Annotated in this window: 11 protein-coding genes; 3 read left to right on the top strand and 8 right to left on the bottom strand. The window is 58.5% G+C overall.

Features of this window, described 5'->3' with window-relative positions; translation table 11 throughout:
• Nucleotides 1–64: 64 nt before the first annotated feature.
• The 7 genes from ACYZUA_RS15500 to ACYZUA_RS15470 all read right to left on the bottom strand — a co-directional run bounded on the left by ACYZUA_RS15500 (nucleotide 65) and on the right by ACYZUA_RS15470 (nucleotide 8935).
• Nucleotides 65–205 (bottom strand): hypothetical protein, encoded by a 141-nt coding sequence (locus tag ACYZUA_RS15500; RefSeq protein ID WP_461959551.1) that lies wholly within the window; start codon nucleotides 203–205, stop codon nucleotides 65–67.
• 108 nt (nucleotides 206–313) lie between these two features.
• Nucleotides 314–1519 carry a DUF1624 domain-containing protein gene (locus ACYZUA_RS15495; protein WP_461959550.1) on the bottom strand — a complete coding sequence of 402 codons (1206 nt, stop codon included), beginning with the start codon at nucleotides 1517–1519 and terminating at the stop codon, nucleotides 314–316.
• Nucleotides 1520–1665: 146 nt separating this feature from the next.
• The gene (locus tag ACYZUA_RS15490; RefSeq protein WP_461959549.1) at nucleotides 1666–3789 is read right to left on the bottom strand and encodes a TonB-dependent siderophore receptor; all 2124 of its coding nucleotides are present in this window, start codon (nucleotides 3787–3789) and stop codon (nucleotides 1666–1668) included.
• A 271-nt stretch (nucleotides 3790–4060) separates the two neighbouring features.
• A complete protein-coding gene (gene rtcA, locus ACYZUA_RS15485; RefSeq protein ID WP_461959548.1) occupies nucleotides 4061–5092 on the bottom strand; it encodes an RNA 3'-terminal phosphate cyclase in 1032 nt (343 codons plus the stop codon).
• An 8-nt stretch (nucleotides 5093–5100) separates the two neighbouring features.
• The gene (locus tag ACYZUA_RS15480) at nucleotides 5101–5889 is read right to left on the bottom strand and encodes a nucleotidyltransferase domain-containing protein (RefSeq protein ID WP_461959547.1); all 789 of its coding nucleotides are present in this window, start codon (nucleotides 5887–5889) and stop codon (nucleotides 5101–5103) included.
• A gap of 5 nt (nucleotides 5890–5894) precedes the next feature.
• Nucleotides 5895–7121 carry an RtcB family protein gene (locus tag ACYZUA_RS15475; RefSeq protein WP_461959546.1) on the bottom strand — a complete coding sequence of 409 codons (1227 nt, stop codon included), beginning with the start codon at nucleotides 7119–7121 and terminating at the stop codon, nucleotides 5895–5897.
• 263 nt (nucleotides 7122–7384) lie between these two features.
• A complete protein-coding gene (locus ACYZUA_RS15470; protein WP_461959545.1) occupies nucleotides 7385–8935 on the bottom strand; it encodes an RNA-binding protein in 1551 nt (516 codons plus the stop codon).
• Between the two features lie 205 nt (nucleotides 8936–9140).
• Here ACYZUA_RS15470 and rtcR point away from each other — a divergent pair, with 205 nt between their 5' ends.
• Entirely contained in the window at nucleotides 9141–10739 is a 1599-nt protein-coding gene (gene rtcR / locus ACYZUA_RS15465) for an RNA repair transcriptional activator RtcR (RefSeq protein ID WP_461959544.1), read from the top strand.
• A 40-nt stretch (nucleotides 10740–10779) separates the two neighbouring features.
• Here rtcR and ACYZUA_RS15460 read toward each other — a convergent pair whose 3' ends face one another.
• Entirely contained in the window at nucleotides 10780–10995 is a 216-nt protein-coding gene (locus ACYZUA_RS15460) for a TOBE domain-containing protein (RefSeq protein ID WP_008145745.1), read from the bottom strand.
• A 477-nt stretch (nucleotides 10996–11472) separates the two neighbouring features.
• On the opposite strand from ACYZUA_RS15460, the gene ACYZUA_RS15455 reads away from it, so the two are divergent.
• Both ACYZUA_RS15455 and ACYZUA_RS15450 read left to right on the top strand, forming a co-directional pair.
• On the top strand, nucleotides 11473–12636 hold the full coding sequence (locus ACYZUA_RS15455; RefSeq protein ID WP_461959543.1) for a substrate-binding domain-containing protein: 1164 nt from the start codon (nucleotides 11473–11475) through the stop codon (nucleotides 12634–12636).
• Nucleotides 12624–15644: an EAL domain-containing protein gene (locus ACYZUA_RS15450; RefSeq protein WP_461959542.1), complete on the top strand. Its 3021-nt coding sequence runs from the start codon at nucleotides 12624–12626 to the stop codon at nucleotides 15642–15644. The genes ACYZUA_RS15455 and ACYZUA_RS15450 overlap by 13 nt, the downstream gene beginning before the upstream one ends.
• Nucleotides 15645–15646 lie beyond the last annotated feature (2 nt).

The following is a 15646-nucleotide window of genomic DNA, read 5'->3' as shown; positions in this document are numbered from 1 at the left end:
CAAAAAAAAACGCCTGAAACCTTACGGTTCCAGGCGTCTTTGCCTGTTCATTTACGGTGCTAAGTCAGGCATCTATGCCGGATCCACCGATGTTGCCCGCGACCTGTTCGGTCAATCGATCGTCGTTGACCGAGGGGGCTGTCCACTCGACTGCATTCACAGTGGACCTGAACAGTGTCTTGCAGACTTTGTGCCAGTCGGCCATTGGCAGTCCTTGCGCCAGTAAACGTTGACCACGGGTGCCCATGAACGGCCGATATTTGCCTTCGCATAGTGCAGAGGCGTGTTGCGCGGCCTTATAAAAGTGCACACCTCAGAGGTATTTGAGGATCGCGATATCGCGCCGCCGCTGTTTGAGGTTGGCGAACCAGCGCGTCGGAAAGAACAGCAGCACCCCGAGGACCAGACTCCACAGCCACACCGTGGGCAGGTTGTCGAAGCCATAGTAGGCCCCCTGATTGGCGCCCCAGATCGCGACCGCCACCAGGTACATGGCTTTGAGTACGTACAAGTGCAGCAAATAGAAGAACATCGGCGCCCCGCCGTAAATCGCCAGGGTCGCGGTGGACCAGCGATCCTGCAGCTTCTCGAACAGCGCCAGCAGGATCAGCGAAAGGCCAATCGTCGGCATCAGGAACATCAGCGAGGGCGGGTACTTCGTGGCGCTCATGAAACTCATGAAGGTGCGCAACGAGTCACCGGTCTGCACCCAGGGTTTCTCGCCGTAGACGTTCAGGTAGCGAATGAACACGAACGCCACCAGCAGGCCGACGCCCAGTTTGAGCAGGCGGGAAATACGCTCGGCCGGGTCCATGTCCTTGCCGAACCACGGCCCGATTCCCCACCCCAGCAAGATCACGCCAATCCAGGGCAATACCGGGTACGTGGTGCGGGCCCGGGTGAATTCGGTGATGTCGATGAACACCCGCTGATGCAGGATCGACCACGGCACAAAGAACGGCGACTCCGGCCCCACGGTCACGCCATCGAGCAGGTTGTGCCCGGCGACAATGGCCACGCCGAGCACGATCAGCCAACTGCGTTTGAAGTGCAGCAAACCAGCGAGCACGATCATGCAGATGCCTATGCACCAGATCACCTGCAGCCACAGGGTCTTGGGCGGGAACTCGGCGTTCCAGGCAAAGCACACGAAGGTGACTTCGAGAAACACCAGGAACAACCCGCGCTTGAGCAGGAACACCGAGGTTTCTTTCGCCGTGTGTTTCTGGCTGTAGAGCCAGGCCGACAAACCGGTGAGGAAGATGAACGCCGGGGCGCAGATCTCGCTGAGCATGCGGGTGAAATACAGGTCCGGCGTGACGCTCAACGCATCGATCGGGTCGGTGACCTGACGGTGCAGCAGAAAGGTTTCGCGCACATGGTCGATCAGCATCAACAGCATGACGAAACCGCGCAGGGCGTCGATCGCCAGCATGCGGGTGTTGGCCTTGACGGCACTGGTTGCAAGCGCAGGGGAGGCAGTTGTCGCCTGCCCTGCCAATCCTGAAGATGGGGTCATATCAGACACTCATGTAATGGTCGAGGGATCAGGCCTGTTTCTTCAGCCTGGCGACTTCCGATGCCGGCAGCTGCGACGGCGTGCGGAGCGTTCGTAATACCTCAGGGTCAAAAAAATGCGTCTTTCGCGCCTTGGGAAGACTCTTCCTACAAGGTGTATGAAATTCCCACCTGCACGGTTCTAGGCGCCCCTGGATAGGCGTAGACATTGCCGAATGCCCCTTCCTCGTAATCTTCGTCCGTCAGATTTTTCACATCCAGATTGAGCCTGATCCTGTCGTTGACCTTGTAGTAACTCAGCAGATCGACAACGGTGTAGCTGCCCATTGAAAACGACGTATTGGCCGTCTGCCCTGCGCGCTCATCGACGTATTTGAGCCCGGTGCCCAGACCCAGCCCCTTGAGTGCGCCATCCTGGAACTCGTAGACGTTGAGCAGGCTGAAGCTGTTCTGCGGAATATTCATTAGCCGGGTGCCGGATTTGATGACGTTGTCTTTCGTCACTTCGGCATCGACATAGGCGTAGCCGCCGATCACGCGCCATTGCGGGGTCAGGTTGCCGGCGATGTTCAAGTCAAAGCCACGGCTGCGTACCTCGCCTGCCGCCACGCTGAAAGTCGAGTCCACGGGATCGGTGGTGAGCACATTGCGCTTTTCGATCTGGTAAATCGCCGCATCGACACTCAACTGGCTGTCCAGCGCTTGCCACTTGATACCCAGCTCATAGGATTTACCCTTTTCCGGATCAAAACCGCCGCCCTCGCGACTGGCACCGGTATTGGGCTTGAACGAGCGCGCCGTATCGGCATAAATCGCCACTGTGTCGCTGAGGTCGTAGGTCACCCCTATGCGCGGGGTCACGGCATTGTCGCTGGCCTGCCAGCTTCTGCCGCCCGGCACGAAGGTTTCGTAGTCATGCTCGAAGCGTTCGAAACGGGCCCCGGCCAGGACGCGCAAGCGCTCGGTCAAGGCGACCTGATCCTGGATGAACGCGGCGTAGGTCTTGAGGTTTTCCTTGTCGTTGGTCGGGGTGCGGGTCAAGGCTGGACGCGGCTGGCCATACACCGGGTCGAAGATATCGATCGGGTAGGCACTCACCGCCCCGCTGGAGCGCTGGATGATCGACTGGTAGTCGTAATCTTCGTACTCGACGCCGGTCAGCAAGGTGTGTTCGAAACCGCCCGCGTTGAAATGCCCGGTGAGGTTGAGCTGGGTGTCCTTGTCCGTCCACTCCAGCTTGCGATAGTTGAAGTTGCGGCCCAGGGTGCGCCCGTCAGCCGCGACACCGTTGGCCTCGACGGCATTTCCCTGCAGTGTGCCGTCGAGCCATTGGAATCCACCGCCCAGCGTCCAGTTATCGTCGAGCACGTGTTCGAAACGCAGCTGCGCCATGTTGTTGTCGTTGTGCAGTTTGCCAACGTCTTTTTCGCCGAAGAAGGTGTCGCGGGAGGCCGTGCCGATCTGGTTTGGATAGCGCGTCAGGCCGCGATCGAGTGGGTGGTTGTTGCGCATGAAGTCGCCTTCGAAAACTACTCTGGTGTCGTCGTTGACTTGCCAGGCAAGCACCGGCGTGACGCCGTAGCGCTCGGTTTCGACATGATCGCGGAAGGTGTCGCCGCCCTCGCCCACCACGTTCAGGCGATAGGCCAGGCGGCCTTCTTCGTCGAGCGGGCCGGAAGCATCCAGGGTGCCACGCTGCATGCCCTGGTCATCGAGTTGGCTGCCCAGGGTCACAGTGGGCTCGGCCAGCGGCTGCTTGGAGATCACGTTGAAGGTGCCACCCGGATCGCCGCGGCCATACAGCATGGTCGCGGGCCCTCGTAGCACTTCGAGCCGCTCGATGGTGTTCGCATCCGGCATGTTCGGATAGCCACGGTTGATCGGGAGCCCGTTGCGATAAAACTCACCGGTGGTAAAGCCACGTACGGTAAAGGTGGTCAGCCCCTGTCCACCAAAATTGTTGGCCCGCCCCACCCCGCCAGCGTAGTCGAGGGCGTCCTGCAATCGAGTGGCACTGATGTCCTCGACGACATCCTTTGTCACCACGCTGATGGATTGTGGTGTTTCGTGAATCGAAGTGTCGGTACGCGTCGCACTGGCCGAACGGGTCGCTCGATACCCCTGGACCGGCCCTTGGGCCTGCTCCTCGAATACTCCATTGATATCGATCGCTTGTAACTCTAACGAGGCGAGATCCGTGGGTGATTGTTCAGCCCAGGCGGACTGAGAGATAGCTTGCATCACACACAGAGAAACGAGAGTTCGACGCATGAACATTAAAACCTTTGAGAAGATACCGGCCACATCAACAGCGGGGAGGAATTGCAACTAATGGTATCAATTCCCATTCTCGCGAAATAGTCTCTACTTTCAAACAACTGTGTTAATGCACAACTCATTGCAGCAACAGCCGAATGCTGCAGGTCATGAAGCGCACCAGGTAATCGTAACCGCGTACCAAAGGAATAGAAGACCGTCACTAGACTCAGGTATTGATTCGGCCGCACCGGAACCGCCGGTAAAGTAGCCGAAGGCATCGCGATCAGTGGGTCGAGCGCTTGCACTCAACCTTGATCCTGTCGGGTCCATCTTCCAGGTAATCGATTGTCATCGGCAGGAAGCGTTCAATCACCGCGATATTGCTTTGCAGATGCTCAGTCATTCGCGGTGTGGTGAAGCTTCCCCCGCCCGCCAGCGCCATGGGCAAGAGCAATTGATCGGCAAGGTGTTCGGCCACGACTGCTTCGCTATTGAGCCAGTCCGCCGCCTGATTGATCGCCCCATCGGCGACCTTTTCTGCGCGAAGGGCCGCTTGACCAAATGCGCTGAACACTTCAGTGACGTGCTCAAAAGCATATTCCAGCAGCAGGACGTTACCGGGGCCACGGTCCTGATCGAGGACGACGCACTGCAATTCGTCTTGCGCCATGCCTAACCGTTTGGCGACCTGACTCAGTTCACGTTCAGCCACATTCGGCGCAATGCCCGCGATCAGCGCACAAGCGCGTTTCGAGAGCAAGGCACCACGCTCCAGCAGGTGCAACGGAGTCAGGGTCGACGGCTGAATAAACGCCTCGACCTCACCGCCCCCCGTCGGCATAAACCCATGGCGCACCAGCTGCAATTCAACCCTGGCGCCCATGCGCCGCAGTTGTGGCAACCAGGCCAGTTGCAGAAAGTCAGTGGGCGGCGCCATCGAATTATGAGTGCCACCCGATATGTGCACGCGACTGGCTTCAGGCGCCAACAACAAGGCTGGCAACAGCGCCTGCAGCACCAGCGTGCAGCTTCCAGCGGTGCCAATAGCAAAGCTGAAATCCCCGCCGCGAATCGGCCCCGGCTCGAAGGACACGCGTTGCGAGCCCAACTCGGCGCCCTGCACCTGCGCACCACAAACCTGAGCCGCCGCCAGTACGGCGGTCAGGTGCTGACGCAGCAATCCGGGTCGGCTACGTTTGGCTCGAATGTTTTTAATCTGCAGCGCGCGACCGGTCACCATCGACAGGCTTAAAGCGCTGCGCAACACCTGACCACCGCCAATGGCGCCGTCCAGTTCAATCACTTCCTGCTTCATCTTCATCCTTAGGCGTAGTGCTTGACGGTCTCTCTCAAGTAGTCGTCCAGCAATCGCGAGTTTTCCTGAGTGCGCGGCAGTTTGGGTACGGCACGCTCCAATTCCGCGGCGATGAACGCGTGCAATGCGTGGCGCCGTGGGCCGTATGCGCTTTCATCGGCGTTGCGTTTGAGCACCAGCAGTTCTGCGACTTCATCCAGCAACGACGAGTCATCTACGGTGTTCAGCAGATCGGCGAACGTCATCGGCGGGCGACCCAGACCTTGATCGATCCAGCGCACGGCCAGCAACGGCCGTAGCACGTAGAAGTACTTTTTGAAGCGAACGCTGTCGCCTTGCAGATAGCCACGAAAGTTCTTCTTCGCCATCGACAGGTAATGGTTACGTGCGGCCGGCGGACTGTAGAACGCTTCGGCCAACGCACGCAGACGCAAGGTCGCAGCAGATTCGCTGCGATACACCAGCGGTGAATCCAGCCACTCCAGCAAGGTCGGGTTGGATTTGCGCAACAACCCCAAGGTCTTGCGCAACTCCCAGCCGCTGACATCGAGTTCATCGTCCAGCGGACGCTCGATCACATCCCGCGCGGCATCAACCTGAACGAACCAGTCGGGCTTTTCCACATACACAAAACGTACGTCGTAATCGCTGTCGGTCGAGGCGAAACCCCAGGCCCGACTGCCGGATTCGCAGGCGTAAAGTACGGTGACGTTACGCTCGCGTTCTATGCGTTCCAGCTCCTGCAGAACCCTGGCGCGCATCTCGGGTGCCAGGGGGTGATGATCGTGACATTCCATTTTCTCTATCCTTTTACGCACACCACCTGACGCAAGGTGTGCAGCACTTCCACCAACTCGCGCTGGGCGTGCATGACGTGGTCGATGTCCTTGTAGGCCATCGGAATTTCATCGATGACGGCAGCATCCTTGCGGCACTCCACATGGGCGGTGGCACGGATCTGATCTTCGACGGTAAACAGGCTTTTCGCTTTGGTACGACTCATGGTGCGGCCGGCGCCGTGGCTGCAGGAGCAGAATGAATCCTCGTTACCCAGCCCGCGGACGATGAAGCTTTTGGCGCCCATCGATCCTGGAATAATCCCCAACTCGCCCTTCCTGGCCGATACCGCGCCTTTGCGGGTGACCAGAATATCCTCACCAAAATGCCGCTCTTTCTGCACGTAGTTGTGGTGGCAGTTCACCGCCTCCAGCGCCACCTCAAAGGGCTTGCTGATCACTTTTCGTGTCGCCTGAATCACCGCTTGCATCATCAATGCACGGTTCTGCCTGGCGAAGTCCTGGGCCCAGCCGACCGCTTCGACGTAGTCATCGAAGTGCCGGCTGCCCTCTTCAAAGTAAGCCAGGTCACGGTCCGGCAGATTGGCGAGGTGCTGACGCATGTCTGCCTGAGCCATTTGAATGAACAGGTTGCCGATGGCGTTGCCAACGCCACGCGAACCGCTGTGCAGCATGAACCAGACCCGGTTGGTTTCATCCAGGCACACCTCGATGAAGTGGTTCCCGCTGCCCAGCGTGCCCAAGTGCCCACGATTATTGGTGTTGGCAAGTTTCGGGTACTTGCCGGTGATCGCCTTGAACCGCGAATCCAGTGCCGCCCAGGCGCGGTCCGCCTGATTCGGAACGCTGTCCCAGGCGCCCTTGTCCCGACCGCCGCGCCCCCCGGTGCGGCCATGGGGCACCGCTTTCTCGATCGCGCTACGCAAGCCATGCAGGTTGTCCGGCAAATCGCTGGCAGTCAGCGACGTGCACGCGGCGATCATGCCGCAACCGATATCTACCCCGACGGCGGCTGGAATGATCGCGCCGACCGTGGGAATCACACTGCCGATGGTCGAGCCCTTGCCCAGGTGTACGTCAGGCATCACGGCCAGATGCTTGAAGATGAACGGCATCCTGGCGGTGTTCATCAATTGTTGTTTGGCTTCGTTTTCTACCGGGACGCCTTCGGTCCAGAGCTTGATCGGTTTGCCGTTGGCGACTTCCAGCAGTTGGTAAGTATGTGCTTGCATGATTTCGATTCTTTTCTATTGGCCGATTGTTCGGCGTTGTTCTGTGGTTTCTCCGGCACTCACCGGGCAAATCCAAAAAGGTGGCACGACAAAAATGAGTGACTGTTGCGCGTTGCCGCGCTCCGGGGTTAACCGGTCTTAGGATGTACAGCCACTCGGCATTCGTGCCTTTCACAGGCGCTGACAAGGGTTTGATGAGACGTCGTTGATGTAGTCCCATCGGCATTCAGCGCCGGTAAAAAATCAATTCTCTGTGTGACCGATCAAAGCTCCATGGCCTCAATCGCTTTTACCCAATGCTGCGCGCCATAGTGGCCGGCGGTGAACTGCGCGATCACATCGAACACCGAGTCGCTGAAACCGCCGACATTCAAAATGTCTTCACGGTCTGGCGCCTGGGTCCAAAAGCCGGGTTGCATATCAATGCACACCAGTCGCGCCTTCGGGTTGATCTGTTTGATCCGCTCCCATTGGTGCATCGTTTCGGTTGCCCCACGGCGCCGCGCGTCCATCCAGGATTCGTTGTCCGAGACCATGATCAGCGTATCGACCTTGGCCCTGGTGTTCGCCAGTTTCTCCAGCGGCGCGGAACAGCTTGTCCCGCCGCCACCGATGGCGGCCAACTTCTCGGCATTGCTCATCACGCTGTCGCGAGGGTTGAGCTGAATATCCACCACCTGCATTTCAAACGGCATCACCCGAGCGGCCGGCTGCTTGCGCAGTACGGCAGCGGCCAGCAGCGCCGCAACATCAATACAGCGTACTGCGGTGGTCGCGCCCTGACGATAACCGGTCACCGGACTGTGCATTGATCCCGAAACATCCGGGCAAACAATCACCGAACCTTGCAGCGCCGGCACGTTGGCCAACGACATTTCCAGTGCATCCTGCAACGCTTCTCGCACCACCTGCGGCACCTCATCACCGGTCATTCGGTAGGCCGCGAGCAACTGATAGGGATAAACCCGCGCCTTGGCCACCGCTTCGGCATCCGCCAGACGTGCCGCCACATACTCGGCGCAACCCGGCACCTGAAACGCACCGTGGCGCGCCAGGGTGTTGAGGTTCATACGCAGCGCCTGCCAGCCCATGTTCCGGGCTTGAGTTGCCCATTGCTCCTTGGTCAGCGTCTCGTTGCCCAGCAACTGGAACGGTACCTGCGGCACTTCCTGGCTGGCCCCGCTGCGAAAGGCCAGCAACGAGCGCGTCAGTTCAGGCAGTGCCTGCACATCCACCGGTTTACCGATCAACCAGGCGAAAAACGCCTCGCGCCAGGATTCGGTGGGTTTGGGGTGAACCATCTTCACCACATCCGCCAACGATGGCTGGTTACCGATCGACGCCTGTAACAGTTGACGTTCACTGGCGTTATTCAACCAGTTTTGTACCAGCCGTTTTGGCTGCGAACCGAGTGACTTACGCCCTGTTACTCCGCTGCGCAGAATCTGTACGTAATTGCGCAGCATCTTGCCGCTGTCCACCACCTGTTCGAACAGCGCCGGTACCCACGCTGAGCGCTGTGCAGTCAGGGCGGCAAGCATCAAGGCCGGCATGTCTTTCATGTGACCTTTTTTACGAGCGTATAGAGCAGCCTTGGCGACGTAGTGGCTGTCCAGCTCGGTCACGAGTTGCAACACGTTATCCAATTGGCTTTCGGCCGAAGCGTAAAAGGTCTGGTTCAGGCAACCGGTCGCTGCCAGTTGGGCCAGCTGATGTTTGGCTGTGTAGGCATAAGCCGGTGCTTGAGCCGCGTTCAGCGAGTCGCATCCCGGCAGTGCTGCCTGTTGGGTGTTGAACAGCTTGATGTTGGCCATCGTGGCGTCTCGCTTTGTTGTCTTGTTCGTTGCCGGAGGTATTGCAGTCGACGTGCCAGTTTTGTTTTTTGAAACGATAAACTTCATATGTCGTTGTTTTATATGCATTTTATTTTATAACGGTAAATTTTATCGATCCAAATCGAGACATACCGCTAGATGATTATCTATCCTTGCCTATCGCTATTTATCCATTGGTATAAACATGTCAGGCAAACGTACGGTCGCCATCGGTTTTATCGGTTCCACCCTCGACCGAGTCGGCAAGGGCGCCAATCGCTGGGGTCATTGGCGACCGACTGTTGGCCTGTGCCAGCAGCAGGACGTGTTGATCCATCGACTGGAGCTGATCCACGGCGTCGACGCCCGAGACGTCAGCCTCGCGGAACGTGTGCGTGAAGACATCCGCCAGGTTTCGCCGGAAACCGAAGTACACCTGCATCCGATGCCACTGCGTAACCCGTGGGATTTCGAAGAGGTGTACGCAGCGCTGCACGACTTCACCACGGCCTACAGCTTCGACACCGAACACGAGGACTACCTGGTCCACATCACGACCGGGACCCACGTGGCGCAGATTTGCTGGTTTCTGCTCACAGAAGCGCGCTACCTGCCGGCGCGACTGATCCAGACCTCCCCCGCTCGTCAGCTTGAAGAGCAACAGCGCGCCATCGGCACCCATGCCCTGATCGACCTCGACCTGTCGCGCTATGACCGCATCGCCACGCGGTTCGCCCATAAACGCCTGGAAGGCCTGGCCTTCCTCAAGTCCGGGATCGCCACCCGAAACGCTACGTTCAACCGCTCCATCGAGCAGATCGAGCGCGTGGCGGTGCGTTCAAGAGCGCCCATGCTGTTGATCGGCCCGACCGGCGCCGGCAAATCCTTTCTGGCCCGGCGCATCTACGAACTCAAGCGCAGTCGCCATCAGATACAGGGCCGCTTTGTCGAAGTGAACTGCGCCACGTTGCGCGGTGACGGCGCTATGTCGACCCTCTTCGGCCACATCAAGGGCGCTTTCACCGGCGCGCAAAACGCCCGTGACGGCCTGTTGCGAGCGGCCGATGGAGGCATGCTGTTTCTCGATGAAATTGGTGAATTGGGCGCGGATGAACAAGCGATGCTGCTCAAAGCCATTGAGGAGAAACGCTTCTTTCCGCTGGGATCGGACAAGGAAGTGGAAAGTGATTTCCTGATCATCGCCGGCACCCACCGCGACCTGCGTAGCCGCGTGGCCGAAGGGCTGTTTCGCGAAGATTTGTATGCGCGGATCAACCTGTGGACGTTCGACCTGCCCGGCCTGGCCGGTCGGCGCGAAGACATCGAGCCGAATATCGATTTCGAACTCGAGCGTCACGCCCGTGAACAAGGGCAAATGGCACGCTTCAACCTCGAAGCGCGGCGTCGCTATCTGGCATTCGCCAGCTCCAGTGAAGCGGCCTGGCTGGGCAACTTCCGAGAGCTGTCGGCCTCCATCACCCGCATGGCGACATTGGCCGACAGCGGGCGAATCGATGAAACCCAGGTCGAGGAGGAAATTGATCGCCTGCGCTATGCCTGGGGCCTGGCTCAGCCAGACGACGGACTCAACAGGTTGCTAGGTGACAACGTCGAGATGGACCTGTTCGATCGCCTGCAACTCAAAGCCGTACTCGACGTATGCCGACAGGCAGACAGCCTGTCCGATGCCGGACGACGCCTGTTTGGCGTATCACGCCAGGCCAAAGCACAGCCCAATGATGCTGACCGACTGCGCAAATACCTGGCGCGCTTCGCCCTCGACTGGAAGCAGGTGTCAGGCTGACGCCGCACCCGCAGCCCCTCTGATCCAAGTCTTGGCCATTTCAGAGCTTGGCGATCGAGACTTCAGTGGATTTGACGAAGGCAATTACCTCGCTCCCCACTTTCAATTCAAGATCGCGCACCGAACGGGTGGTAATCACCGAGGTGACGATGCCGGAGGCGGTTTGCACATCGATTTCGGAGACCACTTCGCCTGTCACAATTTCCTTGATGACACCCTTGAACTGGTTGCGGACGTTGATCGCTTTGATGGTCATGATGAGGCTTCCTGTCTGATGTCGAATACATCCGCACGGATGTGCAGGCCTCCAAAATGAACCACCCAGAACAACATTAAAAGGAATATATATTGATTTACTTATTCCCCAATAGAATATGCAAACCAATAGCCGCACCCGTCCAGGCTGCAGGTGAACAACGCACCTGCACATTCTTCAGGCCGCCCTTGAACGGGCTCGGTCGCAGCTGGCGAAGCCTGCGTTCGGATTCGAGCCGCATTTTGGGTGCCGTGTTTTTTGACGGGTGTTCATGCAAAGTCGAAGCCTTGTAAATCCACTCAATGTAGTCAACGATGCAAACGGCCTTCGTCCCTTATTTTGTGCCATGGACCCTGCCCCATTTCCTGAATGTTCAGGATTAAAGTTCGCGCACATTACCCACAAAAGACCGGATGACAGCAGAACCGACTATCCTTTCGGACAGTGAACGCTGCACTCTTGGCAAAAAGGGACGCCATGCCAGACTATGATCGCGCCATCGGCTCCAGGCCCGGGCTACCCTGGATGGCTTCAATTACGGTTTTCTGTCTTTTCACTGCAACGCCCGGATTCGGCCAGAACCTGCCAACCACAGCGGGTGTCGAAAACGCCACAGTTACGGTGATTCAAGCGCAGGAAATCGTTTCCAGGGCCACCCTCGAAGCCGTTCGCTGGAGCGGTCCTGAATCCGGCCCGCAAGCCCTGCGGGGCAAGAGCATCGCCTTTGTCGCAGAAGATTTGCGTAATGGAGGAATTGTCGGTGTCGCGCAGGGCGCTCGCGAGGCTGCCAAGGCGATGGGCTGGACGCTGAAGATATTCGATGGCGCTGGGTCATCGGCCGGGCGCGCGAAAGCCTTTTCCGACGCGTTGGCAGCGAAACCCGACGGTCTCATTCTGTGCGGCTCCGATGCCCTTGAGAACAATGCGGCGCTGATCCTCTTTGCCAACCGGGATGTGCCGGTGGTTGGCTGGCACGCCGGGGCACGACCCGGGCCGATTGACGGCACGCCGGTGGCCATGAATGTCACGACCGACCCGCTCGAAGTGGCTCGCCTCACGGCCATGGCGGCAGTGGCACAGTCAAACGGACACGCCGGCGTGGTCATCCTGACCGACTCCAAGTACAGCATCGCCATGGCGAAAGCCAAGGCCATGGAAAACGTCATTCGGGCCTGTCGGGAATGTACGTTGCTGGAAGTGCGCGATGTCGCGATCTCCGAAAGCGGCGAGAAGATGCCGGCGATCACCAAGGAGCTGCTTCAGCGCCATGGCAAGCGTTGGACCCATACGCTGGCCATCAACGATATCTATTTCGACTACTCGATTGCCTCATTGACCAACGCCGCAATACCCAGCGACGGCATCAGTCTGTTGTCTGCCGGTGATGGCAGCGCTTCGGCTTTCTTGCGCATACAGGCAAAAACCTACCAGACCGTCACCGTGGCCGAGCCGCTAAACCTGCATGGCTGGCAAGTGATGGATGAATTGAACCGGCTGTTTGCAGGTCAGCCGGTGAGCGGCTTCGTCGCGCCGATTCACTTGGTCAATGCCGACAATATTGCCTTCGACGGCGGGAAGAAATTTCAGTACGACCCTGACAATGGCTATCGAGACATCTATCGCCAACAATGGAATCCCTGACATTGGACGTTACTTCCCGGCTCGGACGCCAGCTATTGCCGCAATCGCTACGCGCACAGTTCACATTGGCGTTTCTGACGCTGGCGCTGCTGATCCTGGCGAGTGGTGCAACAGCGGTCTACGCCTTGCGCACGTCAAACAACGCCACCCGCCAGCTGACGGATGAACGACTGGTCCGCATGCAAGATGGGCAAGACATGCTGCAGCGTACTTTGCTGATCGAACGCCAGACCGATCAGCTTCTGACAACCCGCTCCCCCGACACCCTGCGCTCAAGCTATGCGGCGACCGTCGAACAGCTTGAAGCCCTTGATCAACTGGTGCAGCAGCTGACTGCCGCGAACAGTGGCGTGGCGATACTCGACATGCATCAGTCGAGTCAGATGTTCCGCAATACCGCCAACATCGTTGCGCAGCTGCGAGAAAGCCTGCTGCAAACCGAGGTCACCTTCGAACAAACCATGGAGGATCACACCGCCCGGTTAACCGCGACTCAGGCCCGGGCCAGCCTGGAACTGGCGGTGTTGCTTTTCGATCTGCCGCAGGCGGTTGACAGTGATGCCGTGCAGCGGCTGCGGATCCGCTATGAGCGCCTTTCACGCACCGCAAGCAAGTTACCCGACGCTGATATAGAGACGCCCGATCTCTTCTACCTGCGCCTGAGGCTCATCAATCAGCACAACGTCATACAGCGCTTCAATGAGGAACTGAAGAATGAGGCCGGGGTTCTGGTCGCGGTGGCCCGCGCGCAATCCAGTGCTTACACCGAGGACTATCGCGAAGCCCTGCAGCGCCTGGTCGAGGCCTCAAATCGTAGCCAGCAATGGGTGCTGATCATGTTGGGCGCCAGCCTGATATTCGCCTGGTTCGTGACCCGGGTCTTCATGGGCCGTCATGTGCTCGTGCGTCTGAATGAAATAAGCCGGCAATTGCGTCAGGAACACACTGACAAAACGCATTTGATGATGGCGGAACACGGGAAGGACGAGATCGGCAACATGGCTCGCGCGGTGAATCAATTCCTCAGAGACCGACTTCAGCTGGAAAAAAGAACAGTCCAATTGAGTATCGCCACAGAGCGGCTCGCCCTTCAAAACAGCCGATTAGAGCAAGAAGCCGTCATCCGTGCCGGACAACGTCATGTCCTGGAGCTGATCGCCAGGAGCACCGAGCTTGCAGAAGTCCTCGACAGCCTGGCTCACCTGGTGGAGTCCCAGCTGGAGGGGATGATGGTGTCCATCCTGGTGCTGGATGAGGATGGCAAGCACCTGCTGCACGGGGCCGCCCCCAGTTTGCCAAAAGCCTATAACCAGCTCATTGACGGGATTGCGATCGGTCCGAACGTCGGTTCATGCGGCACCGCGGTGTATCGACGAGAACCGGTCATCGTCACGGATATCGAGCTGGATCCGCTGTGGGAGGCGTACCGTTCAGCCGCTGCGCCCTATGGATTTCGCGCCTGCTGGTCGACGCCGATTCTGTCCCATGAGCGGAAGGTGTTGGGTACGTTTGCCTTGTATTCCAACACCGTACGCAGCCCTAGCGCGACCGAGACACGACTGATCGACATGGCGACACCGCTTGCCGGCATTGCGATAGAACGCCAAATGACCGAAAAGCGCATTCGCTATATGGGTGACCACGACGCACTGACCGGGCTGCCGAATCGCACACTGCTCGAAGACCGCCTCAAACAGGCAATGCTTTATGCCCAGCGCTACGACCGCCTGGTGACGGTGGTGTTTCTCGATCTGGATAAATTCAAACTGGTGAATGACAGCCTTGGGCACAGTGCCGGAGACGAACTGCTGAAAACCGTCGCCCAGCGCATGCAGGAGTGTGTACGCCGCACCGACACCGTCGTGCGACTGGGTGGCGATGAGTTTGTGATCATCCTGTTCGACCAGCCCTCGAACCTCGACGGCGTTACGGCAGCCCTGCACAAAATCCAGGAAGCCATCCTGCGGCCGATTCAGCTCAGCGGACACACACTCCATGTCACCTGCAGCATGGGCTTGGCCACCTACCCTGCCGACGGCAGCGATACCGACACGTTGCTCAGCAACGCGGACGCCGCCATGTACCGGGCCAAGGAGCTGGGTCGCAACAGCTACCAGTTCTATACGAGCGAGATGAAAAACAAGGTTCAGGGCAAGCTCGCCATGCAGGACGGACTTCGAAACGCACTCAACCATGACGAGTTCCTGCTGCTGTACCAGCCACAGGTGGATTTGCAGTCAGGTCAGATTATCGGCGTGGAGGCACTGATCCGCTGGCAACACCCCGAGCTCGGCGTCGTGTCTCCAATAAAATTCATTCCGCAGGCCGAAGAGACCGGGTTGATCGTGCCCATCGGCGACTGGGTGATTCATGCCGCGTGCAGACAGAACAAGGACTGGCAGGATGCGGGCCGGCCGCCGATCACCATGTCGGTGAATATTTCAGCACGCCAGTTCATCGAAAGGGACCTGATCGACCGGGTGAGGCATGCCTTGCAAGAAACCGGACTGGACCCGATGTACCTTGAGCTGGAGCTGACCGAAAGTCTGATCATGCAAGACCTTCAGCAAGCCATCAGCAAAATGAAGGAACTGCAATCAATGGGGATCAGTCTCTCGATCGACGACTTCGGCACCGGCTACTCCAGCCTCGCAGCATTGAAAAGCTTCCCGATCGCGAGACTCAAGATCGACCAGTCATTCGTGCGTGATCTGCCAGACAACGAGAACGACAAAGCCATCGCCACCGCAGTGATTTCGTTGGGGCACAAACTGAACCTCAAGGTCATTGCCGAAGGCGTCGAAACCGAAGAGCAGCAAACCTTCCTGCGTGAAAACGGCTGCGATGAAATCCAGGGCCACTTTTTCAGCAGAGCGGTCAGCGCAGAGGAAATCAGTCTGTTACTGCGTACGCCCCGGTGGCCTCAACCGAGTCGCATTGCCAGCCCTGACGCGGCAAGACGAAAACACGATGTAAAACGCCCACGCAGTCCAATGCCCGGGCATTAATG

This window comes from Pseudomonas sp. LS2P72, assembly GCF_054897865.1.
Note: the sequence above shows the minus strand (reverse complement) of the source record. Positions and strands in the feature narration are given on the sequence as shown.